This window comes from Salana multivorans, assembly GCF_003751805.1.
Lineage (GTDB): Bacteria > Actinomycetota > Actinomycetes > Actinomycetales > Beutenbergiaceae > Salana > Salana multivorans.
Genome location: NZ_RKHQ01000001.1, coordinates 1,260,777 through 1,284,393, shown reverse-complemented (window position 1 = coordinate 1,284,393; position 23,617 = coordinate 1,260,777). Strand labels below are relative to the sequence as shown.

The following is a 23,617-nucleotide window of genomic DNA, read 5'->3' as shown; positions in this document are numbered from 1 at the left end:
TCCATGACGTCGCTCGCCACGGCGGGTGAGCGCGTCGCGCCGGCCCCGGGGTCACCCCGGGGCCGGCGCGCCCGGGAGGTGCGGCTGGGGCTCGTCCGCTCGGTGCCGCTCCTGCCGTCGCTCGCCCTGCTCGCCCTGTTCCTGCTCGGGCCGATCGTCTACGCGATCTACGGGTCGCTGACGAACCGGACGCTCACCGGGCCGAACGCCGCGAACCCCAGCTTCGTCGGGTTCGACAACTACACGCGGCTGTTCGCCAGCAGCGACTTCTGGACCTCGGTCGTCCTCACCGTCGTCTTCCTCGTCGCCTCGGCGATCATCGGCCAGAACGTCCTCGGCCTCCTGCTCGCCGTCCTGATGAAGAACGGCACGCCGACGCTGTCGCGCACGATCGCCGCCCTCGTCGTCGTCGCGTGGGTGCTGCCGGAGATCGTCGCGGCGTTCGCGCTGTACGCGTTCTTCGCCTCCGAGGGCACGCTCAACCTCATGCTCGACGCGATCGGGCTCACCGGTCCGGCGTGGCTCATCGCGTTCCCGATGCTCGCGGTGATCCTCGCGAACGTCTGGCGCGGGACGGCGTTCTCGATGATGGTCTACTCGGCCGCGCTGTCCGAGGTGCCGCCGGAGATCAACGAGGCCGCGGAGATCGACGGCGCGAGCGCCGCCCAGCGGTTCTTCCGGATCACGCTGCCGATGATCCGTCGCTCGATCTCGACGAACCTCATGCTCACGACGCTGCAGACCCTCGGCGTGTTCACCCTCATCTGGGTGATGACGGGCGGCGGTCCCGGGTTCAAGAGCGCGACGCTGCCGATCCTCGCCTACCAGCAGGCGTTCAACTTCGCCCAGATCGGGTACGGGACGGCGATCGCCGTCATCACCCTCCTGATCGGCGCCATCTTCGCGATGGTCTACATCAAGGTCCTCAAGCCGGAGGTGGACTGATGACCGCACCCGCCGTCCAGCTCGCCTCGCCCCGCCGTCGGCCGAGCCGCGTCATCTCCAACGTCATCCTCGTGCTCGTCGGCCTGGCGTTCGTCATCCCCCTCGCGTGGATCGTGCTCGGCTCGTTCAACACGGAGGCGAAGGTCTCGATCACCTGGCCGTCCTCGTGGACGCTGGACAACTTCATCACGATCAGCACGTGGGACACGACGTTCCGGCCGCTGGTCAACTCGGCGATCCTGTCCTTCGGCTGCGCCGTCATCACGGTCGTCTGCTCGGTGCTCGCCGCGTACCCGCTGTCCCGCTACCAGATGCGGTTCAACCGGTCGCTCATGTACGTCATCCTGTTCGGGACCTGCCTCCCGATCACCGCGATGATGGTCCCCGTCTACGCCCTGTTCGTCTCGCTCAACCTGCTCAACACCCTGTGGGGGACGGTCCTGTTCCTCGCGGCCACGAGCCTGCCGATGGCGATCTGGATGACGAAGAACTTCATGGACTCGATCCCGGTGTCCCTGGAGGAGGCGGCCTGGGTCGACGGCGCCAGCGCCATGACGGCGCTGCGGCGGATCGTCGTGCCGCTCATGCGCAACGGCATCTCCGTCGTCTTCATCTTCGTGTTCACGATGGCGTGGGGGAACTTCTTCGTCCCGTTCGTCCTCCTGTTCTCGCGGGAGAACATGCCGGCCGCCGTCGCCATCTTCGGGTTCTTCGGGACCTACGGGACGGTCGCGTACGGACAGCTCGCCGCCTTCTCGATCATGTACGCGATGCCCGTCCTCGTCCTCTACCTGGTGACGCAGAAGGTCTCGGGCGGCTCGTTCGCGATGTCCGGCGCCGTCAAGGGCTGACCGGCCGACCGTCCTCTCACCTGCTCCTTCCCGGGTGCCCGGCTCCCGGGCCGCCGACCTGCCAGAAAGGCCAGCCATGCACGACACCACCCCCCTCAGCCTCCTGCGCATCGACCGGTACCTGGCCGAGTGGATCGAGCCCGCCGTCGTGCGGGCGCGCCACCGGCTGGCCGTCGAGAGCTGGGAGGTGCCGGACGAGCCGGTGCCGTTCGCGCACGCGCGCGGCGCGCAGTACGCGCCGTTCGCCGTCGGCACCCCGTGGGGGCTGCCGTGGGGGACGGTGTGGTTCCACGTCACGGGCGCCGTTCCGGCGGACTGGCCGCAGGACGGCACCCGGGTGGAGCTGGCCGTCGACCTCGGCTGGATGGCCCAGCAGCCCGGGTTCCAGGCCGAGGGGGCCGCGTGGTCCCCGGACGGCGTGCTGGTCAAGGGCATCTCCCCGCGCAACGCCTGGGTGCCGCTGCCGCAGGAGGGCGGCGCCGCCGTCGACCTCTACATCGAGGCGGCCGCCAACCCGGACGTGCCGCAGGACGCCTGGACCAAGCCGACGCCGATGGGCGACCGGGCGACGGCGCCGAAGGACCCGCAGTACACGCTGCGGGCGATCGACGTCGTCCTGATCGACGAGACCGTCGCGGAGCTCGTGGCCGACGCGCGCGCCCTGCGCGGTCTCGTCGACGTCCTGCCGGCCGGCTCGACCCGCCGGGCCCAGGTGGTCGCGGTGCTCGAGGAGCTGTGCGACGTCGTCGACCCCGAGGACGTCGCGGGGACCGCGGCGCGCGGTCGCGAGGTCGTCGCGGCGGCGCTCGCGGCCCCCGCTCCCGCTGGCGCCCACACGGTGCACGCCGTCGGGCACGCGCACATCGACTCGGCCTGGCTGTGGCCGGTGCGCGAGACGGTGCGCAAGGTCAGCCGGACCGTCGCGAACGTCCTCGCGCTCATGGACGCCGACCCGGACGTCACGTTCGCGATGTCGTCGGCGCAGCAGTACGCGTGGCTCGAGGAGCACTACCCCGAGCTGTTCGAGCGGCTGCGGGCCCGGGTCGCGGAGGGCCGGATCGTCCCGGTCGGCGGGATGTGGGTCGAGTCCGACACCAACATGGTCGGCTCGGAGGCGCTGGTCCGCCAGTTCCTCGAGGGCAAGGGCTACTTCGAGCGGGCGTTCGGCGTCGAGCCGACGAGCGTCTGGCTGCCCGACTCCTTCGGCTACACCGGCGCGTTCCCGCAGGTGGCGCGCCTCGCGGGCTGCCCGGACTTCCTCACCCAGAAGCTGTCGTGGAACGACACCAACCGCATCCCGCACCACACGTTCTGGTGGGAGGGGATCGACGGGACCCGCGTGTTCACGCACTTCCCGCCCGTCGACACCTACAACTCCGACCTCTCGGCGCGCGAGCTCGTGCACGCCGAGGTGGAGTTCCGGGAGAAGGCGCACGCCACGCACTCGCTCGCGCCGTTCGGCTACGGCGACGGCGGCGGCGGCCCGACGCGCGAGATGGTCGCCCAGGGTCACCGGTCGGCGTCGCTCGAGGGCTCGCCCCGCGTCGTGATCGACTCGCCCGACGACTTCTTCGCCGCCGCCAAGGCCGAGTACGGGGAGCTCGCCCCGTCGTGGGTCGGCGAGCTGTACCTGGAGTACCACCGCGGAACGTACACCTCGCAGTCGCGCACCAAGCGCGGCAACCGGCGCAGCGAGCACCTCCTGCGCGAGGCCGAGCTGTGGGCCGCGACCGCCGCCGTGCGCGCGGGGGCCGACTACCCGTACGAGGAGCTGCAGCGGCTGTGGCGGGTCGTGCTGCTCAACCAGTTCCACGACATCCTGCCGGGCAGCTCGATCGCCTGGGTGCACCGCGAGGCGGAGCGCTCCTACGAGGAGGTCGCCGAGGCGCTCGTCGGTCCAGCCGGTCTCGTCCCGGCGGCCCTCCGGGCCCTCGGCGTCGCCCCGGGCGCCGTCGCGAACGCCGCCCCGTTCGAGCGCGACGGCGTCGCCCCGCTCGCCATCGCCGCGCCCTCGCCGGCGACGCCGGCCGAGCTGACCCGGGACGGCGACGACTGGGTGCTGACGAACGCGGGGGTGACCGTGCGGCTCGACGCGCGCGGCCTCGTGGTCTCCGCCGTCGTCGGACGACCCGACGGGTCCCGGCGCGAGGCGATCCCCGCCGGCCACGTCGGGAACCTGCTGCAGTTCCACCAGGACATCCCCAACACGTGGGAGGCGTGGGACATCGACCGGCACTACCGCAGGCTCGTCACCGACCTCGACGTCGCGGACGTCCTCGAGCCGGCGGCGGCGCCGGACGGCGGCCCGGCCCTGCGGATCGTCCGCACCTTCTCCGGCAGCTCCGTCGAGCAGCTCCTCTGGCTCGCCGGCGGCGACGACCCGACCCTGCACGTGCGCACGCACGTCGACTGGCACGAGAGGCAGAAGCTGCTCAAGCTCGCCTTCCCGGTCGACGTCCACTCCCACGAGGCGACCTCGGAGATCCAGTTCGGTCACGTGACGCGGCCGACGCACGCGAATACCTCGTGGGACGCGGCACGGTTCGAGACCGTCGCGCACCGGTGGGTGCACGTCGGCGAGCCGGGGTTCGGCGTCGCCGTCGCGAACGACGCGAGCTACGGGCACGACATCACGCGGGCGCCGGACGCTGACGGGCGGTCCGTGTCGGTGGTCCGCGTGACGCTGCTGCGGGCACCCCTGTTCCCCGACCCGGTCGCCGACCAGGGGGAGCACACGTTCCACAACGCCGTGACGTTCGGTGCCGGCGTGGCGGACGCGATCCGGAGCGGGTACGGGCTCAACCTGCCGCTGCGGACCGTGGCCGGTGGCGCCGGCGGCACCGACGCCGGTGGCACCGGGGAGGTGGCGCCGCTCGTCACGGTGTCCTCGCCGGCCGTCGTGGTCGAGGCGGTCAAGCTCGCCCAGGACCGCTCGGGCGACGTCGTCGTCCGGCTGTACGAGTCCCACGGCGCGCGCGCCGCCGTGCGGGTGGGCCTCGGCTTCGCGCACACCGGCGTCGTGCTCACCGACCTGCTCGAGCGGCCGCTGGGCGAGGCCGCCGAGGGGGAGGACGGCGTCGAGCTGGAGCTGCGTCCGTTCCAGGTGGTCACGCTGCGGGTCCGCCGCTCCTGAGCCGTGCGGGTCGGGCCGGTCAGGGGGCGGCCCGACCCGCACGTTCGCCCGCGTGGGCGGGGATCCCGTCGGCGGGAGCCACCACCGGCCGAGGCCCGGCGAGTCCCCCCGGGAAACTCGTCTCGGCTCCCAGCGAACACGGACCCGATTCTGGGAGTGCTCCCAGGATCGCTTCGTAAAGTGGCGGTATGACCTCGACCAAGGACGCTCCCGGTTCACGACCCGGTTCCTGGCTCACCCGACCGGGCTCGCTGCTCGACGTCAACGCCGTCGCCCGGCTCCTGCGCTCAGCCATGCAGCCCCTCGACATCGACGGCGACGGGATCCCCGACGGCCCCGCCGACACGAACGCGGCCGACGTCGCCGCCCGGCTGCTCCTGCTCCACTCGGTGCTGGAGCACGGTCGGCTGTGGGTGGCCGAGCGCGACGGCCGCCCCGTCGCCGCGGCGATCTGGGTACCGGGGGAGACGGGCGTCGGCCCCGGCTCCGACGACCTCGGCGGGATCCTGCGCCGCGAGCTCCAGGTCGACTCGGTGAGCGATGTCGCGGCCCTGGTCGGACCGGACGAGCGCGTGCGGCCGTTCCTGGAGGACGCGATGGCGGCGGCGTTCGGCGCCGTCGAGAGCGCGCGGCTCGTCCTGTACGGCGTCGTGGTCGACCCGGCGGTCGTCGACGACGTCGACGTGGTCGCGCTCGCCCGCGAGCTGGTCGCCCCCGTCGTGGCGGAGCTGGACGACGCGGGCGAGTCGGCCTACGCCCTCGCGCTCGACCCGGCCCGGGCCTCCCTGCTCGAGGCCGCCGGCTTCCGCCGCGTCGACGCCGTGCCGTTCGGCGTCGGCCACACGGTGTGGGTCGGTCGCGCCCACCACCGGGCTCCGCTCCCCGCCTGACCACGGCTCCCGGGGTCGCTCACACCCCGGTCGGCCAGCGCGGCGGCCTCAGCGCGGCGCCGCGAGCACCGGCTCCAGCAGCGGGACGACGCGGGGGTCGGTCTGGAGCACGAGCGTCGTGACGCACGTGTCCCGCCAGCGATCGAGCTGCGCGACGACGTCGGCCGGCGTCCCGACGAGCGCGATCTCGCGCACGAGGTCCGCCGGCACCGCGGCGGCGGCTCCCGCGCGGTCCCCCGAGCGGTAGCGCTCCGCCACCTCCGCCAGCGCGTCGTCGACACCCGGGCCCACCCGCGCGCCGACGCGGCGCAGCGCCTCGTGGTGGAAGTTGGTCGTCGCCGATCCCATGCCGCCGGCGTAGAGCGCGACGTGTCCGCGCAGCAGGTCGATGCCGGCCTCGACGGACTCGGCGAGCGCGAGCGGGACGGTCGCGCACACCTCGAACTTCTCGGCCGGCCGCAGCCGTTCGGAGCGGCGGGCGAACCCCGCGGCGAGGAGTCCCCGCGCCTCGTCGTCGAGCGCGGGGGAGAGGAACGCCGGCAGCCAGCCGTCGGCGATCTCGGCGGCCAGCTCCGTGTTGCGCGGGCCCTGCGCCGCGAGGTGGATCGGCAGGTCGGCGCGCAGCGGGTGCACGGTGGAACGCAGCGCGCGCCCCTCGCCCGTCGCCCCCGGTGACGACGCCGGCAGCGGCAGCCGGTAGGCCGGGCCCGGAGCCGTCACGGGCGCCTCGCGGCGCAGGACGTCGCGCACGATCGCGACGTACTCGCGCGTGCGGGCCAGCGGCCGGGCGTACGGCTGGCCGTACCAGCCCTCGACGACCTGCGGCCCGGACGCCCCGAGGCCGAGGACGAACCGCCCCCCGGACAGGTGGTCGAGCGTGAGCGCGGCCATCGCCGTGGCCGTCGGCGTGCGGGCCGAGAGCTGCGCGACGCCCGTGGCCAGACGCACCCGCGTCGTGCCCGATCCCCACCACGCGAGCGGCGTGAACGCGTCCGACCCGTACGCCTCGGCCGTCCAGACGGAGTCGAGCCCGTGCGCGTCGGCCCAGCGCACCGCGTCGGCGGCGCCGGCCGGCGGGCCCGAGCTCCAGTAGCCGGTGTGAAGCCCGAGGCGAAGCTTCTGGCTCGTCATGGCCGCACGCTACCGCCCGCGCCCACCGACCGCACCGGCGTCACGCTCCCGCACCGGAGCGGGGTCCGGCGCACGGTGGACGTGCGCCGGACCCCGCGACCGACGGGTCGGTCGGCTCAGGCCGGGACGGACGGGACGTCGCCGACCAGGTTGATCCGGATGCCCATCCGCGCGAACATCGCGGCCTTCGCGACGAGCGCGCGGTCGGCGGTCTCCGCGTCGGGCGCGTAGACGAGCTGCGCGTGGTTGGCCTTGTGCCGCGCCATGAACTGGTCGCGGGTCTGGCCGTGCAGCACGACGTTGGCGATCGGCCACTCGGGGTTCGTCGCGTCCTTGCGTCGCCGCGTCTCCTCCTCGGGCAGCTCGACGACGCTCGCGCGGAACAGGTCGGCCTGCAGGACGCCGTCGGCGATGTAGACGCGGGAGAGCACGACCTCCCCCGGCCGGCTCACGCCGTTGATCGTCGCGCCGCCCGCGGGGAAGAACACGTGACCCTGGCGCCAGCCCTCGGCCTTGTCCCACCCGCCGAGGTGCGAGGCCGGGACCGAGCCGGAGATCTCGTAGACCCAGACGAACTCGCCGTCGTAGTCCTCGCCCCACCGCACGTCGTGCAGCGTGTTGTCGGGCACGAGGCCCATGGCGCGGAACACCCGGTCGGTCACGAGCGCGTCGACCGCGACGCCCTCGTCCGCCTCGTTGAAGTGCGGGAAGGCGTGGCCCTCGTGCAGGACGCGCGAGCCGTCGCGCGAGCGCACCGGCGGGCGCTGCGTCGAGTTGAGGATGCCCTCGGCCAGGTCGGAGGCCGGGACGAGGTCCTTGAGGCCCTGCTGGTACTGGATGCCGACGGCGTCCAGCCCGAAGTCGTCGGCGATGCGCAGCGCGGCGATGTACATCTTCATCTGCCACTGGACCTGCTCGCGGGTGAGCTCGGTCGTGGCGTCCTCGCCGTACCGGAAGGTCATGCCGTGATCGACGAGCCAGTCGTACGCCTCGTTCGCCTCCTCCTCCGACACCCGGAGCATCTCGGCGTAGAGCGCGGACTGCGACAGGCGCTCCTTGTAGATGCCGGTCGGGTTGAGCAGCTCGTCGTCGAAGATCGCGTTGTACATGCCCATGCAGCCCTCGTCGAACACGCCGATGATGGCCTTGTCCGTGAGCAGCTCATCGGCGAGCGCGACGCCGAGCTCCTTCTCCGGGCCGTCCGGCAGCGCGTCGAGCCCGGACAGCTCGCGCACGTGCGAGGCGTCGTGCGTGATGCGGCCCGTCTCGGTCCACTCGCGCAGACCGGCCTTGAACCAGTCGTCGGTGAAGTCGACCGACCAGATGGTCGCGTAGTCCTTGCCCATCTTCGTCAGGCCCGCGTTGAGGCCGAGCAGGCCGACGAGCCCCGGCCAGTCGCCCGCGAAGTTCGCGACCGTGAGGATCGGGCCGCGGTGCGTGCGCAGCCCGGCCAGGAGGTGGTGGGAGTACTGCCAGTTCGCGATCGCGACGACCAGCGGTGCGTCGGACGGGACGTTCTTGAACACCTCGAGACCCATCCGCTGGCTGGAGACGAAGCCGTGCCCCGTCTCCGGGTCGACGTCGTGCGCGCGGACCACGTCCCAGCCGAGCTCGCCGAGGGCGGCGGTGACGTCCGCCTCCATCGCGGCCTGCGTCGGCCACCCCGCGACGTTGGCGGACTCGCGAAGGTCGCCGCTGGCGACGAGGTAGGCGGTGCGGGGGGTCGCCTGCGGCCGCTCGGCGACCGTCGGCAGGTGATAGGTGCTCATGCTGACTCCTGGGTGGTGGCCGCCTGGTCGGCGGTGTGGTTCCGGGCGGTCCAGAGCTGGCTCCGACCCGCCGGAAGGGTGATCGAGCGGGCGACCTCGCGGCCTCCCACGACGAGACGGTCGACGTCGAGGACGCCCCCGTGCACCCGGATCCGGGTGGTGGTGTCGTCGACCTCGACGACGCCCCAGGCGGACCCGGTGGTGAAGAGCCCCCGGAACGGGAGCTCGATCGGGGCGAACGCGAGCGTCCCGGTCGGTGCGTCCCACTGCGCGCCCGAGAACGCGAGCAGCAGCCCCCACGACGCGAGCGAGCGCGCGTAGTGGTTGCCGCACTCGATCTCGTTCCACGGGTTGCGGACGACGCCGTCGTACCGCGACCGCAGCAGCCGCTCGACGCGCAGCGCCTCCCGCGGCAGCCCGGCGTACGCGAGCGTCGTCGCGACCTGGTGCTCGATGCCGGTCCAGACCTCGTCGCTGTAGACGAACGGGATCGCGGGGCGCCCGCCGCGCGGCCAGGACGCGAGCAGCAGTCCGCCCTCGTCGCCGATCGCGTAGACGCGCTGGGTGCTCTCGTGCCGCGTGAGGTCCTCGCGCAGGTTGTGCTCGACGACGGCGTGCAGCGCGCTGCGCACGTGCTCGCGCGGGAGCAGGTCGCCGAGGCCCGCGAGGTAGGCGTGGAACTGGCCGAGGAGCTGGTCGGACAGGACCCCGTCGCCGTACTGGTAGCGGTAGGCGTCCGCGTCCTCGATGACCTGGCGGTAGAACTCCCCGTTCCACAGCACGTCGTCCATCCCGCGCGCCACCGTGTCGGCCAGCCCGCGCCACCGCACCGCGGTCTCGGGCTCGCCGAGGTGCTCGGCCATGACGACGCCCGCCCGCAGCGCCGCGAGGTACATCGAGTTGGCGAGCGGCTCGATGCCGTGGAACTCGATGTCGTAGGTGTTGTGCAGCTCGCCGTCGAGGAGGCCGTCGCCGTCGCGGTCCCAGTGGGTGGCGGCGTGGTCGAGGGTGCTCCGGGCCGCCGGCCACAGCTCGCGCAGGAACGCGTCGTCGCCGCTGAACCGCCACTCGCGGTGCAGTCGCAGGAACGTGCCGAGCTGGCCGTCGACGGCCGGCGTCATGAACCAGGCCGGGCCGCCGAACACGCGGTTGGAGCGGAACTTCTGCGCGCCCTCCTCGTCCGTCTCGAGCAGGTACTCGACGCGGCGCGCGCTGCGCTCGAGGCTCGGGAAGAGCCAGGCGAGCGTCTGGGCGTAGGACCACACGTGCGTGCACGTCCCCTCGCACGAGCCGCCGTGGTCGAAGGAGCCCTCCCACGCCGTGAGCACGGGGCCCTCGCCCAGGTCGGGGTTGGGGGTCTCGACGACGAAGGCCGTCGTCGAGCGCGCCGCCGCGATGTTGGCGCCGACCGCGTCGGCGACCACCGGGTCGAGCGTCCCGCCGTACAGCGCCTCGACGAACGCGTCCGTCGCGGCCTCGAGCCGCGGGAGCTCGGCGTGCAGGTGGCGGGCGGCGTCCCACGCGGTGGGCCAGAGCGTCGCGTAGTGGTTGCGCACGACGTCGCCCCAGTTCGGGTCGCGGAACACGATGTGCCCGCCCCAGCCGCGGTGGCGGTTCGGGAAGCTCCAGGCGAGCACGAACTCGAACGAGCGCGTCTCGCCCGGCGCGAGCGTGTGCACGATGCCGAGCGAGCCGGTCCGCACCCGCGGCAGCAGCTCGAGCAGCTCCTCCTCGGTGAAGCTCTCCCGGCCGTCGTCACCCTCCGCGAACACGCCGCGCGGGCGGTCCTCGAGGGTGGCGCGGGCCTCCGGCTCCAGCAGGCCGTCGGAGGCGAAGTCGTTCCAGAACAGGCGCGAGCCGTCGGGCCAGAAGCCGACCGACCACTGCGGCTTGACCGTGACGCTCGGGTCCGTCGTGGTGAGGCTGAGCGTCCCGTGACCGGGGTCGTCCTCGGGCAGCTCGACGCCGAAGTCGAGCCCGCGCACGCCGCCGTCCTCGCGCCACGCGACGCTCTGCCGCGCGCGCATGCCGTAGGGGCCCTCGCCGCGCCCGGCCGTGTGGCTCATGCTGCCGGCGACCGTCACGCGGACGGGGTCCGGCCCCGGGTTGGTGACGTCGTAGCGCAGGACGGCGCCGGGGATCCCCGACGCGTCGGCGTCCAGCGGGACGAGCGGGGTGAACGCGTGGAGGCTGACCTCGACCGGCAGATCGTCGTCGGTGAACTCGATGTCGACGACGGGGTAGCGCCCCGTCATCGTCGCGCCGGCGAGCCGCGGCAGGCCGGCGAGCCGGTCGAACGCGTAGCCGGCGTCGAGGTCGTGCCGGCCGGTCAGGGGCGCCTCGACGATGCGCGTGACGGCCGGGCGGGACGCCGCGTCGGGCCGGGCGAGGGGCGCGGCGTGGATCGCGAAGAACGAGTAGGGGTTGACGCGACCCTTGTCGGGGCCGTTCTCCAGCTCCCAGTCGCGCAGCTCGCCGCGGGCGCCGAGCGACACGTTGCCCGTGCCGATGCCGCCGAGCGGGAAGGCGGCGCGCTCGGCGGTGTGGGGGAGGCGGCGCGTCATGAGGTCTCCGTGATCGTGATGCTGGTGTCGCGCTGGTGGCGAGCGAGGTCGTGGACGATGTCGCGGGTCGCGGCGTACAGCTCGAGGTACCGGCCGAACAGCCAGTCGTAGGTCGCCGCGGTGGTCTCGTCGGGAGTGATCCGGGTGGCGACGGGGTTCCAGTCCTCGATCCGGGGCGCGGCGGTCGCGCCGTCACCGGTCGCGTCGGCGTCGTCCGCGTCAACCGTCGGTGCGGCGCAGGCGGCGAGGAACGCGGCGCCGTAGCTCGCGCCGATCGTCGTGCGCGGGACCTCCTGGACCAGCCCCGTCACGTCGGAGACGATCTGCAGCCACAGCGCGCCCTGCGTCCCGCCGCCGACCGCGACGATCCGGCGCACGTCGGCGCCGGCGGCGCGCATCGTCTCGACGTTGTGCCGCACGCCCATCGCCGTTGCCTCGAGGGCCGCGCGGTACAGGTCGCCGCGGGTGTGCGAGAGCGTGAGCCCAGCGACGACGCCGCGGGCGTCCGGGTCGAGGATCGGGGTGCGCTCGCCGGCGAAGTAGGGGAGCACGACGAGGCCGTTCGCGCCGGGCGGGGAGGACTCGGCGTCGGCGAGCAGGTTCGGGTAGTCGCTCCCGGTGAGGTCGCGCAGCCACGCCGTGAGCGCGCCCGACGTCGCGAGGCCGCCCGCGAGGTTGCGGGTGCCGGGGAAGGCGCCGACCGTCGTCCACATCGACGGCGTGCGCAGGGTCTGCGTCCCGGTGGCGACGAGGAACATCGTCGTGCCGTACATGAGCATGAGGTCGCCGTCGTTCTGCGCGCCGACGCTCACCGCCTCCGTCCAGGCGTCGATCGTGCCGGTGATGACCGGGATGCCGACCGGGAGGTTGGTGAGGGCGGCGGCCTCGGGCGTCACGTGGCCGGCGACGTCGCCGGGCCAGCGCAGCTCCGGCCGTTCGAGGCCGGGGGCGTAGCGCTCCCACCACGGCGTGTGCCACGACCCGTCCTGGATGTCGTAGAGCGGGGAGAGCTGGCTGGCGGACTGGTGGTCGAGCACGTAGGCGCCGGTGAGCTGGTGGGCGAGCCACGACGCGGGCATGAACAGCCGCCGGGCGCGCGCGTACGCCTCGGGCTCGTGGCGGTGGACCCAGTGGATCTTCGGCCCGCCGGCCTGGGAGGTGAGGCGCGAGCCGCCGACGGCGGTGATGGCGTCGACGCCGAGCTCGTCGGTCATCTCCGCGATCTCCTCGACGGCGCGCGTGTCGACGCCGTAGAGGATCGCGGGGCGCACCGGGACGCCGTGGTCGTCGACGAGCAGGACGCAGGGGCCCATCCCGCTCACCCCGACCGCGACGACGTCGACGTCCTCGACGAGCAGCTCGCGGCTCAGCGCGACGAGCTCGTCCCACCAGACGCGACCGTCCATCTCGACCCAGCCGGGGTGGGGGCGGGCGACGTCGTGGGCGATGGTCGCGGTCCGCAGGACGGTGCCGGACTCGTCGACGAGGACGCCCTTGGAGCTGGAGGTGCCGATATCGACCCCGAGCGTGCAGCGTGTGCGCATGGCATCCTCCTCGATCGCGCCACAGAACCTCAGCCGAGCATAGGCGAAATCGATTTCACCCACAACCGGGACGGGTGGCGACGGGCGGGAGCCGGGGCGGGAACGCCGAGGTCGACCCGTTCGGGTGCCGTGCCCGACCCGACGGCGCCTCGGGCTCGACCCGGCCGGAGCCGAGCCTGGTCCGTCCGGTCGGCGACGGCGACCCCGTTGCGGGGTGCGGCGGGGTCTACGGCGGGGCTGGGGCCGGTGGGTGCTAGGGCCGGCGGGTGCCCGGGTCGGGCGCCGGTGCGCGGGAAGGCGAGCCGGGTGCGCCGCGGGCGCGGCGGCGGAGCGCCGCGCAGGCGAGACCGGGTCGTGGTGTGCGGCGAGACGGCCAGCGGCTGGCCGACGGCGGGTCAGGCGCGCAGCAGCGTCGCGGCCTGGACCGCGCCCGGCAGCACGACGGTGCGCGCCGGCTCGTCGTCGCCGGCGATCCGCTCGAGCAGCATCTCCGCCGCCTGGACGCCCATCTCGCGCGCCGGCAGCCGCACGATCGTGACCGCCTGCGGGCTCAGCGTGGTGAACGGCAGCGAGCCGACGACGGACACGCCGACCTCCGGCGGGGTGAGGCCGCGCTCGGTGAGCACCTGGAGGGCGCCGACGCCGAGGAGGTTGTTCCCGGCGACGATGGCGTCGGGGGGCTCGGGGAGCGCGAGCAGCTCCGTCATGCCGTCGCGGCCGCCGCCGACGCGGAACGTCGAGTAGCGCAGCAGGGAGTCGAGCTCGGCGTCGGGCAGGTGGGTCGCCATGGCGGCGCGCCAGCCGAGCGCGCGCTCGTGCGCCGTCTCGATCTCCCGCGGCCCCGTGAGGCAGGCGACCCGGCGGTATCCGGCGGCGAGCAGCGCCTCGGTCGCGGCGCGGCCGGCCTGCAGGTTCGCCATGACGACGCGGTCGATCCGGTCGTGGGTCCCGCGGTCGACGGCGACGACGGGTCGGCCCATCGCGAGCGTCGGACCGAGGTCGGTGTCGGCGGAGGCCGGCGCGACGATGACGCCCGCCATGTTCGCCGACAGGGCGATCTCGAGGTAGGTGGCCTCCTTCTCGGTCTCCGAGTCGCTGTTGCACAGGACGACGGAGAACCCGGCGCGCTGGGCGACGTCCTCGACGCCGCGTGCGAGCTCCGTGAAGTAGGGGTTCTCGATGTCGGGGATGATGAGGGCGATGACCTCGGCGCTCTGCTTGCGCAGCGTCCGCGCCGCGCGGCTGGGGGTGTAGCGCAGCTCGTCGGCGGCGTCGCGGACGGCCTGCGTCTTCTGCGGCGACACGCCGACGCCGTTGAAGACACGCGAGACCGTGGCGGGGGACACCCCGGCCAGTCGCGCGACGTCGTAGATGGTGGCCACATCGCTCCCCTCGGGGTGTCGGCTGGACGTATCGATGGTCGGTGATCGCGTCACCGACCGTCTCGACGGCGTTGACATCCGTCGGGGGCCACCCTACGATGACGAAATCGATTTCAGACTACACGGTCGATCGCTCGATACCCCCGACGACGAGGAAGTGCCGCCATGAGCGCCCCCGCCCACCCACACTCCGAGCTGGCCGGGATCTCCCGGCTGCGCGCCTCTCGCACGCGCTCGATCTCCCCGGAGAACTTCGACGGTGCCGTCGGTGGTGGCGGGCGCGCGACCGAGGGCACGGGTGCCTGGAACGCGCGCGACCTCGGCCCCGGCTGGAAGATCTCCCCGAGCGTCGACATCAAGGCCGGCGAGACGCTCGACCTGGCCCGGATCGACGGCGCCGGTCGGATCACGCACATCTGGATCACGACGCACACCGACAACTGGCGCACCCTCCTGCTGCGCGCCTACTGGGACGGCGCGCAGGAGCCGGCGGTCGAGGTCCCCTACGGCGACTTCTTCTGCAACGGCTGGGGCGTCTTCTCGCAGGTCAGCTCGCAGATGATCGCGGCCAACCCGCACGGCGGCTTCAACTCCTACTGGCCGATGCCGTTCCGCACCGGCGCCCACCTCACGCTCGAGAACACCTCGACCGTCGACGTCCGCGTCTACTACCAGGTGACGTACGAGGTCGGCGAGGACGTCGGCGGGGAGGGCTACTTCCACGCCCAGTGGCACCGCTCGAACCCGCTGGAGGACCGCGTGCCCCACGTCCTGGTCGAGGACGTCGAGGGCCAGGGTCACTACGTCGGCACCTACATCGCCTGGGGCGTCAACTCCAACGGCTGGTGGGGCGAGGGGGAGATCAAGTTCTACCTCGACGACGACACCGACTACCCGACCATCTGCGGGACGGGCACCGAGGACTACTTCGGCGGCGCGTGGAACTTCGACATCCCGGGTCAGGGGTACACCGAGTTCTCGACGCCCTACCTCGGCATGCCGCAGGTGATCCGGCCGGACGGCCTCTACGTCAGCCAGCAGCGGTTCGGGATGTACCGCTGGCACGTCGCCGACCCGATCCGGTTCGAGCGCGGCCTGCGCCGCGTCGACATCCAGGCGCTCGGCTGGCGCAGCGGGTGGCGCTACCTGCCGCTGCGGGACGACATCGCGTCGACGGCGATCTTCTACCTCGACCGACCGACGGCCCGTCGACCCCGGACGCCCAGCGCCGACGACCTGGAGGTTCACCTAGGGACCGCCCCGGTTCCCGACATCGGCGCGACGCCCCCGCGGGCCCCGCTGGCCTGACCCGCGCGGCACCCGAGCCATGCTGCTGTCCCTGACCGGCGCGAGCTGCGCCGGCAAGTCGACCGTGCTCCCGGCGCTCTCGGCGGCGGACTGGGCTCCGTGGGACGTGCGGTGCGCCGAGTTCGACTCCATCGGCGTGCCGCTCGACGCGGACACGGCCTGGCGCCACGGCGCGGTCGAGCGCTGGGTCCGGCACGCCCTTGACCTCCAGGCCGACGGCGTCCACCTGCTGCTCTGCGGCCAGGTGCCGATCGGCGAGCTGCTCGCCGCGCCGTCGGCCGACCGGCTCGACGGCGTCGCCGCCTGCGTCCTGCACTGCTCGCCGCAGGAGCGCGCCGCGCGGCTGCGCGCCCGCGGCGAGCCGGAGGAGAGCATCGCCCACCACGACCGGTTCGGCGCGTGGTTCCTCGACCACGCGCGCGACCCGCGCCACCGGCCCGAGGTGATCCGCGTCCCCGGGACGATGCGCTGGGAGCGGTGGGACGGGGCGAGCGCGTGGCCGGTCCCGGTCGCGATCCTCGAGACCACCGGGGTGGCGCCGGCGGACACAGCTCGACGCGTGTGGGCCTGGGCGCGCGAGACCCTGCAGCGCACCGAGGGCGCGCGGGTGGACGCATGAGGGTCCGTCGACGCGCCGCATCGAGCCTCGCCGCGCTGACCGCCGGCGTCCTGCTGCTCCCCGCGTGCGGCGCCGGCGGCTCGTCGCCGATCACCGCCGTGAGCATCGCGGACACCCCGACCGCGATCGGGGTGTCCGACGGCGACCTGTGGCCGAGCTGCTGGTCCGACGACGACGCGCTGTACGCGGCGAACGGCGACGGGGCCGGGTTCGGCTCCGTCACGAGCGACATCGTCATGAACCGGATCACCGGGTCGCCCGCGTCCGACGACCTGGCCGGGGAGGCGCTCGGCGTCGGCGACGACCTCGGGCAGGTGTGGACGACGGAGGCCGGCTACACCCGCAAGCCGACCGGCATGCTCTGCGTCGACGGCGTCCTCTACCTGGCCGTCCAGGATCTCGCGCCGGACTTCGACCGGGCCCCGAACGCGACGATCGCGCGGAGCGACGACCACGGCGCGACCTGGACGTGGGACCGGAGCGCCCCGATGTTCGACGACGGCGTCCTCACGACGATCTGGTTCGCCGACTACGGCCGCGACGCCGAGCGGCGACCGGACGCGGAGCACGTCTACGCCTACGGGCTCGACGGAAGCTGGCGCGACTCGTTCACCGACGCGGTGGCCGACCCGACCGAGCTCTTCCTCGCCCGGGTGCCCGTGGCGTCGGTGCAGGACGCGTCGAGCTGGGAGTTCTACGCCGGCGAGCCCGGCGACGACGAGCCGACGTGGACGAGCGACGTCGCGGCGAAGCGCCCCGTCCTCGTGGACGAGCGGCGCGTGCACGGCATGACCGTGCTGTCGCAGGGCGGGGTGACCTACCTGCCGCGGCACGAGCGCTACCTGTACTCCTCGTGGACCGAGTACACGGTCGAGCTGTACGAGGCGCCCGAGCCCTGGGGTCCGTGGACGTCGGTCCTGTCCGAGGACTTCGGGGAGTACCCGTGGACCGCGGACCGGATCGGCGGCTACGCCACGACCGTGCCGTCGAAGTTCGTCTCCGATGACGAGAGGACGATGTGGATGCAGTCGAACGTCTGCCCGTGCGCGCCGGCCGGCGTGACCTCCTACTGGTTCGGGCTGCGCGAGGTGAGGCTCGGATGACCCCCGACGTCTCCGTCGTCGACGGCGTCCCCGTCGCGCGCGACCGCTCGCCGCTGCTGCTGCGCGTCGCGCACGTCGACCAGGCCGCGAGCGTCCTGACCGAGAGCGACGGCGACCTGTGGCCGGCCGCCTGGGCCGACGACGACGCGCTCTACACGGCGTGCGGCGACGGCACCGGGTTCGCGCGGCACGACTGGCGCGACATCGTCGTCAACCGGGTGACCGGCACGCCTCGGGAGGGGCTGCGCGGCGAACGGCTGTCGGCGGGCGACGCGGTCGCGCCGGCCTGGGACCCGGAGCGGTTCAACCGCAAGCCGACCGGGATGGTGGCGGTCGACGGCGACGGCGACGGCCGCGACGAGCTCTACCTCGCCGTGCAGGACCTGCGCTGCGGCGCCGGCCCCGACACGTTCAACGAGGCCCCGACCGCGACCGTGTGCCGCAGCGACGACCGCGGGCTCACGTGGACCTGGCCGGCGCAGCCGCTGTTCACCGACCACGTCTTCACGACCGTCATGTTCCTCGACCTCGGCCGCTCCAACGGCGGCTCCGAGTGGGTCTACGCCTACGGGATCGACGGCAACTGGCGCACGTCGTTCTCCCACGTCGTGCCCGACCCGACGCAGCTCTTCCTCGCGCGTGTGCGCGCCGACGCGATCCAGGACCGGGCGGCCTGGGAGTTCGTCGCGGGGACCGAGCCTGACGGCGCGGACGGTGGGCTCCGTCCGGTCTGGTCGTCGGACGTCGCGCGCAGGGTGCCCGTGCTGGAGGACACCCGGCGGTTCTACCCGACGCCCGCGCTCGGCTTCTCCGCCTGCGACTTCACCTGCATCGCGCAGGGCGGCGTGGTGTGGAACGCCGGGCTCGGGCGCTACCTCTACTCCACCTGGAGCGAGTACACCTTCGAGTTCTTCGAGGCCCCAGCTCCCTGGGGGCCGTGGCGGCTGCTGCACTCCCACGACTTCGGCCACTTCCCGTGGCACGGCCCGCGCTCGCCGCTGGCCAAGCACGGCGGCTACGCGCCGACGATGCCCTCGCGGTTCATCTCCGACGACGGGCGCGAGATGTGGCTGCAGAGCAACTGGTTCGTCCCGGCGTCCTCGCGTGGCGGGCGCGCCTACTGCTTCGGCCTGCGCCGCGTGCGGTTCGACCCGGGGACGGGGCAGGAGCCGCCGCGGCCGACCGCGCCGTCGGAGAACCTGGCCCGCTCCGCCGACGCGTCCGTCCTCGTCCCGCGCGTCCGCGAGGGCGGCGAGCACGTGCTCAACGACGGCCGGCGCGACGTCGCGGAGGACTCCGCCTACGGGCCGGGCTCCGGCGAGGACGTCTGGGGCATCGAGTGGCCATCGCCCCGCTGGTTCGACCGGGTCGTCTACGTCCCGGGGCCGCAGGACTCCCTCGGCGGCTGGTTCGCGTCGAGCCCGCGCGTCGAGGTCCGGCGGGACGGCGTCTGGCACGAGGTGGCGGCGACGGTGACGCCGCCCTACCCGACCGACTGGACCGCGCTGGAGGAGGACGAGTACGTGTTCGACCTCGACGCCCAGTGCGCCGACGCGGTGCGGATCGCCGGGGAGCCCGGGGGCGGGATGCGCTACACGTCGATCCGCGAGCTCGAGGTCTGGTTCCGGGGGGCGTCATGACCCGGGTGACCCGCGGCGTGGCCGCGGCGCTCGCGCTGCTCCTCACCACCACGGCGACGCTCGCGGCCTGCGGCGGCGCCCCAGCACCGGAGGGACCCGTCGTCGTGGACCACGACACCGACCGCCCGTTCGTCCTGCGCGGCGTGAGCAACCTGACCGAGATCGCCCAGCTCACCGGTCCGGGGGCGATCAACGACACCGAGTCGGTCGCCGTCGCCGGCACCGACCTGGGCTCGATGGTCACCGTGGGGGACCGGACGTACCTCCTGTTCGGGGACACGTTCGGTGTCCGGGACCCGGACTCCTACGGCGGCCAGGGCGAGTTCTGGCGCTCGAACGTGGTGGCGTGGACGACCGACGACGACCCCAGCGACGGCCTCACGTTCGACGGCTGGCTCGTCGACGACGTCGGGCTGGCCGCGCCGATCGTCGAGGGCGACCACGATCCCGGCGGGATCGGTGCCGAGGTGACGAAGATCCCGACCTACGGGTTCGCCGTCGAGGACGCGATCTACGTCCTGTTCATGTCCGTCGAGAGCTGGAACGAGCCCGGCGCCTGGGACGCGAACTACGCCGCGCTCGCCCGGTCGACCGACGACGGGGCGACGTGGGAGACGCTGGACGCGCCGCGCTGGCCCGGTGACTCCGGCGTGATCCAGGTCGCCACCGCCCACGTCGTCGAGGACGGCGAGGAGTACGTCTACTTCTGGACCATCCCGGCCGGCCGGTTCGGCGGGGTCTCGCTCATGCGGGTGCCAGCCACGCGGGCCGCGGTCGAGGACGAGGCCGCCTACTCCTACTTCGTCGGCACCGACGACGACGGGTCACCGCGGTGGAGCAGCGACCTGACGGACGCCGTGCTCGTCGTCGACCCGACGGTCGGCGAGCTCTCCGTCATGTGGTCGACCTACCTCGAGCGGTGGGTCATGACCTACTCCGACCTCGGCAACGCCTACATCCGCGAGGGGCTCACGCCGTGGGGGCCGTGGGGCGAGCCGATCGAGCTGGTCTCGGGCGCGGACTACCCGGGCCTCTACTCGCCCTACCTCAGTCCGCGCTACACCTCGGCCGACGGACGGACGCTGTACTTCACGCTCTCGCTGTGGGGGCCGTACAACGTCTTCTGGTTCTCGGTCGACCTCGACCGTCTCTGAAGGGAGTCCCGTGATCGACGTCCTCGTCGTGGGCGGCGGCTTCGGCCGCGACTTCCTCTACCTCTACCAGCTCCACCCGGACGTCGGCCGGGTCGCGCTCGCCGAGCCCGACGCCGCGGTGCGCGGGGAGCTGGGGGACCGGCTCGGCCTCGACGCCACCTACGCGTCGCTCGACGACGCGCTGGCCTCCGGCGGCTGGGACGCCGTCCACCTCTGCTCGCCGGTCCGGTTCCACGTGGACCAGACGCTCCAGGTGCTCGCCAGCGGGCGCGCGTGCGCGAGCGCCGTGCCGATGGCGACGACGCTGGACGACATCGACCGGGTGCTGCAGGCCACCGCGGCCGCCTCCGGGCGGTACATGATGATGGAGACCTCGCTCTACCAGCGCGAGTACCTGCACGCGCTGCACCTGCGCGACACCGGCGCCCTGGGCCGGATCGGGTACCTGTCCGGCGCCCACATGCAGGACCTCGACGGCTTCCCCTGGTACTGGATGGGCTATCCGCCGATGTGCTACGCGACGCACGTGGTCGCACCGCTGCTGGGACTGGCCGGGCGGCGGGCCGAGTCCGTCGTCTGCGTCGGCAGTGGCACGCACCTGCCCGCGCACACCGGTGACGGGAGCAACCCGTTCCCGATCGAGTCGGCGCTCCTGACGCTCGCGGGGGAGGAGCCGCTGGTCGCCCAGGTGACGCTGTCGTTCTTCGAGAACGCCCGCGCGTACACGGAGGGCTTCAACGTCTACGGCGACCAGGGCGCGCTCGAGTGGCCATCGCAGGAGGGTGGCGCCGCCGTCGTGTACGCGGCCGGCCCGCCCGACGGTGCGCGGCGCGGCCGCCCGATCGAGCGCGTGGAGCTCGACGTCCCGGACCGCGTCGAGACGTTGCCGCGGGAGCTGCGCCCGTTCACCCGGCCCGGGCGGTACCAGCCGCCCGGTGACCGGCCGGCGATCGAGACCCACGCCTGGCACGGCGGCTCCCACCCGCACCTGGTGCACGAGCTCGTCGACGCCGTGGTCTCCGGCCGGGAGTCGGCGATCGGTCCGGCCGTCGCCGCGACGATCACGGCGCCCGGCATCGTCGCGCACGCCTCCGCGCTGCGGGGCGGCGAGCGGCTCGAGGTCCCGGCGTACTAGTCGTGCTAGTACGCGTGGGCACCCGGGTGTGTGTTCCCGGGTGTGCCGCGGGTGCTCGGACGTGGTTGCGGGCGGCGCTCATCCACGCGTTGCTCGTCCCGGTGCGCTGGGGGTGGGCGCCCGGACGTGGAGGAGTGCTCGTCGTGGACGTGCTTCGCGGCCGCGCGGCCGCCGTGGCCACGGTGGAGCCGGGAGGGCGGTCGGACCCGGTGCCTGGAGGGTCGGCGCAGTGGCGGTTGCCACGGTGGAGCCGGGACGTCGGTCGGACCCGGCGCGACGGTGGCCATGGCGAGACACCGGGCGCTCCGGCTCGGCGGGGAGGCGGGGAGGGTGGAGCTGGCGTGGATGAACCCGGCGCCGTGGGGTCGGCGCGGTGGCCGTGGCCACCATGGCCCCGGGGCGTCGGTCGAACCCGGTGCCTGGAGGGTCAGCGCGGCGGCCGTGGCCACCACGGCCTCGGGACGTCGGCCGAACCCGGCGCAACGGTGGCCACGGCGAGGCACAGGGCGCAGCGGTGCGACGAGGTGTATCGGGGCGGAGCTCGCGTCGGCGGACCCGGTGCTGGGTGGGTCGGCGCGGTGGCGGTGGCGGTGGCCACGGCGAGGTGCAGAGCGCTCCGGCTCGGCGGGGAGGCGGGGAGGGAGCTGGTGTGGATGAACCCGGCGCCGGGCGGGTCGGCGCGGCGGCCGTGGCCCCCACGGAGTCGGGACGGCGGCCGGACCCGGCGCCACGGTGGCCACGGCGAGGCACAGGGCGCTCCGGTGCGGCTGGGCGGCAGGGCGGCGCCCGCGTCCAGGGGACGACGACGGGCAGCTCGGCCGTCCGGCCGGAATCGATATCAGATCGGTAACGATGCGGCATCGACGCGTCTCGGGGTTGCGCATGAAATCGATTTCGCCTACTCTCGACGTGAGGCGATCACCGGTGGTTCACGAGGCCGTGGGCACCGAACACCGCGACCGGGGCAGACCGGTCACGTTCACGGCTCGCAGATGAGTCGGTTCCTGAAGGAGGGACAATGAAGAGCAGCACCCGCATGAGGCGAGCCCCGCTCGTCGCGCTCGGGCTGGCCGGCGCTCTGGCACTCGGAGCCTGCGGCTCCAGCACGCCGGGTGAGTCGGCCGGGGAGACCACGGGCGACGGAGGATCGTCGTCGGACGCCGGCAGCGGCGACGCCGTGACGATCGAGTTCTGGCACCGCACGTTCACCCCGGTGGAGAACGAGTGGTACGCGAACGTCGTCAAGGAGTTCAACGCGGCGCAGGACAAGGTCGTCGTCAAGGACACCGAGGTCCCCGCCGACGCGTGGGACCAGAAGATGAAGGCCGCGCAGGCGGCTGGCAAGGCCCCGGACATCTACACGTTCGCCGGCGACGTCGACGAGGCGGCCCAGGCCGGGCAGTTCCACGAGCTCGACAGCCTCCTGTCGTCCGACGCCCTCGACCAGCTCATCGACGCGGCCGTCCCGATGGCCGAGTACGACGGCACCTTCTACGCCTACCCGCTCCTGCTCGAGCCCCAGACCGTGCTGTTCTGGAACACGGACATGCTCGAGAAGGCCGGCGTCGACACGGAGAACGCGCCCGCGACGTGGGACGACCTCATGGCGGCCTGCGAGAAGATCCAGCCGACGCTGTCGGACGGCCAGTTCTGCATCTCCCCCGCGGCCGACGCGGTCACGATGGCCTGGTCGACGGTCGGCCAGCAGTACAACGCGTCCGGCCACACGGCGCTCACGGACGACTGGTCCGCGCCGAACATCCAGAACGACGCCTACCGCTCGCTCATCCAGTTCTACAAGGACCTGTACGACAAGGGCTACATGCCCAAGCAGGACCTCGGCGGCTACCTCACGGCCAAGGACTACGGCGAGGGCAAGGTCGCGTACAAGGTCTCCGGCTCCTGGATGATGTCCGAGGTCGGCTCCGACTACTCCGACCTGCTGCACACGACCGGCATCGGCAAGTTCCCGAGCTCGCCCGACGGCGACGGTCGCACGACGACCACGCTCGGCAACTTCCAGTGGGTCATCGACGGCAAGGCCAAGAACCCCGAGGCCGCGGCCGCGTTCATGGAGTGGGTCCTCGCGGGTGACCCCGAGGTGCTCGTCCCGTTCTTCGTCGACACGCAGTTCACGAAGGTCCCGGTCCGTCAGGCCGTGCAGGACGCCGTCGCCGCCGACCAGGCGGCCGCCGACGCCCCGTGGTCGGGCATCATCATGAACGACATCGCTCCCGACGCCCACCCCGGCGTCACCTACCCGTGGGACGTCTCCCTCGCGGTCGGCACCGCGATGGAGAGCGGCATGAAGGGCGCCGAGTCCATCGACGGCGCGCTCGACACCGCCGCGAAGGCGATCCAGACGATCATCGAGAAGGACGACCTGCCCTCGAAGGCGCCGGCGAGCTGACCGGAGCGCCGGTGGGGACCTGGTGTCCCCACCGGCCCG

16 protein-coding genes are annotated in these 23,617 nt (G+C 73.2%); 11 read left to right on the top strand and 5 right to left on the bottom strand.

What is annotated here, in order from left to right:
- The first annotated feature begins 3 nt into the window (after positions 1-3).
- The 4 genes from EDD28_RS05755 to EDD28_RS05740 all read left to right on the top strand — a co-directional run bounded on the left by EDD28_RS05755 (position 4) and on the right by EDD28_RS05740 (position 5,819).
- Entirely contained in the window at positions 4-945 is a 942-nt protein-coding gene (locus EDD28_RS05755; protein ID WP_123738737.1) for a carbohydrate ABC transporter permease, read from the top strand.
- Positions 945-1,796 carry a carbohydrate ABC transporter permease gene (locus EDD28_RS05750; RefSeq protein ID WP_123738736.1) on the top strand — a complete coding sequence of 284 codons (852 nt, stop codon included), beginning with the start codon at positions 945-947 and terminating at the stop codon, positions 1,794-1,796. Before EDD28_RS05755 ends, EDD28_RS05750 begins: the two co-directional genes overlap by 1 nt.
- A 76-nt stretch (positions 1,797-1,872) precedes the next feature.
- Positions 1,873-4,929: an alpha-mannosidase gene (locus tag EDD28_RS05745; RefSeq protein ID WP_123738735.1), complete on the top strand. Its 3,057-nt coding sequence runs from the start codon at positions 1,873-1,875 to the stop codon at positions 4,927-4,929.
- 188 nt (positions 4,930-5,117) lie between these two features.
- Positions 5,118-5,819: a hypothetical protein gene (locus tag EDD28_RS05740; RefSeq protein WP_123738734.1), complete on the top strand. Its 702-nt coding sequence runs from the start codon at positions 5,118-5,120 to the stop codon at positions 5,817-5,819.
- Between the two features lie 48 nt (positions 5,820-5,867).
- On the opposite strand, the gene EDD28_RS05735 is transcribed toward EDD28_RS05740, so the two are convergent.
- The 5 genes from EDD28_RS05735 to EDD28_RS05710 all read right to left on the bottom strand — a co-directional run bounded on the left by EDD28_RS05735 (position 5,868) and on the right by EDD28_RS05710 (position 14,209).
- Complete coding sequence (locus tag EDD28_RS05735) at positions 5,868-6,950, bottom strand: LLM class F420-dependent oxidoreductase (protein WP_123738733.1); 1,083 nt, start codon at positions 6,948-6,950, stop codon at positions 5,868-5,870.
- Between the two features lie 116 nt (positions 6,951-7,066).
- Positions 7,067-8,719, bottom strand: coding sequence for a fucose isomerase (locus EDD28_RS05730; RefSeq protein WP_123738732.1), 1,653 nt, complete (start codon positions 8,717-8,719; stop codon positions 7,067-7,069).
- Entirely contained in the window at positions 8,716-11,283 is a 2,568-nt protein-coding gene (locus EDD28_RS05725) for a GH116 family glycosyl-hydrolase (RefSeq protein WP_123738731.1), read from the bottom strand. The genes EDD28_RS05730 and EDD28_RS05725 overlap by 4 nt, the downstream gene beginning before the upstream one ends.
- Positions 11,280-12,827: an FGGY-family carbohydrate kinase gene (locus EDD28_RS05720; protein ID WP_123738730.1), complete on the bottom strand. Its 1,548-nt coding sequence runs from the start codon at positions 12,825-12,827 to the stop codon at positions 11,280-11,282. The genes EDD28_RS05725 and EDD28_RS05720 overlap by 4 nt, the downstream gene beginning before the upstream one ends.
- A 395-nt stretch (positions 12,828-13,222) precedes the next feature.
- On the bottom strand, positions 13,223-14,209 hold the full coding sequence (locus EDD28_RS05710; protein WP_123738728.1) for a LacI family DNA-binding transcriptional regulator: 987 nt from the start codon (positions 14,207-14,209) through the stop codon (positions 13,223-13,225).
- Positions 14,210-14,374: 165 nt separating this feature from the next.
- On the opposite strand from EDD28_RS05710, the gene EDD28_RS05705 reads away from it, so the two are divergent.
- The 7 genes from EDD28_RS05705 to EDD28_RS05675 all read left to right on the top strand — a co-directional run bounded on the left by EDD28_RS05705 (position 14,375) and on the right by EDD28_RS05675 (position 23,578).
- Positions 14,375-15,517 (top strand): glycoside hydrolase family 172 protein, encoded by a 1,143-nt coding sequence (locus tag EDD28_RS05705; RefSeq protein WP_123738727.1) that lies wholly within the window; start codon positions 14,375-14,377, stop codon positions 15,515-15,517.
- Positions 15,518-15,536: 19 nt separating this feature from the next.
- Positions 15,537-16,136: a DEAD/DEAH box helicase family protein gene (locus EDD28_RS05700; RefSeq protein ID WP_123738726.1), complete on the top strand. Its 600-nt coding sequence runs from the start codon at positions 15,537-15,539 to the stop codon at positions 16,134-16,136.
- On the top strand, positions 16,133-17,239 hold the full coding sequence (locus EDD28_RS05695) for a DUF4185 domain-containing protein (RefSeq protein ID WP_123738725.1): 1,107 nt from the start codon (positions 16,133-16,135) through the stop codon (positions 17,237-17,239). The genes EDD28_RS05700 and EDD28_RS05695 overlap by 4 nt, the downstream gene beginning before the upstream one ends.
- Positions 17,236-18,879 (top strand): glycoside hydrolase family 183 protein, encoded by a 1,644-nt coding sequence (locus tag EDD28_RS05690; protein WP_123738724.1) that lies wholly within the window; start codon positions 17,236-17,238, stop codon positions 18,877-18,879. The genes EDD28_RS05695 and EDD28_RS05690 overlap by 4 nt, the downstream gene beginning before the upstream one ends.
- Positions 18,876-20,033, top strand: a complete 1,158-nt coding sequence (locus EDD28_RS05685) for a glycoside hydrolase family 183 protein (RefSeq protein ID WP_123738723.1) — start codon at positions 18,876-18,878, stop codon at positions 20,031-20,033. The genes EDD28_RS05690 and EDD28_RS05685 overlap by 4 nt, the downstream gene beginning before the upstream one ends.
- Positions 20,034-20,043: 10 nt before the next feature.
- Complete coding sequence (locus tag EDD28_RS05680; protein WP_123738722.1) at positions 20,044-21,168, top strand: Gfo/Idh/MocA family protein; 1,125 nt, start codon at positions 20,044-20,046, stop codon at positions 21,166-21,168.
- A gap of 1,018 nt (positions 21,169-22,186) precedes the next feature.
- On the top strand, positions 22,187-23,578 hold the full coding sequence (locus EDD28_RS05675; protein ID WP_123738721.1) for an ABC transporter substrate-binding protein: 1,392 nt from the start codon (positions 22,187-22,189) through the stop codon (positions 23,576-23,578).
- Positions 23,579-23,617: the final 39 nt, after the last annotated feature.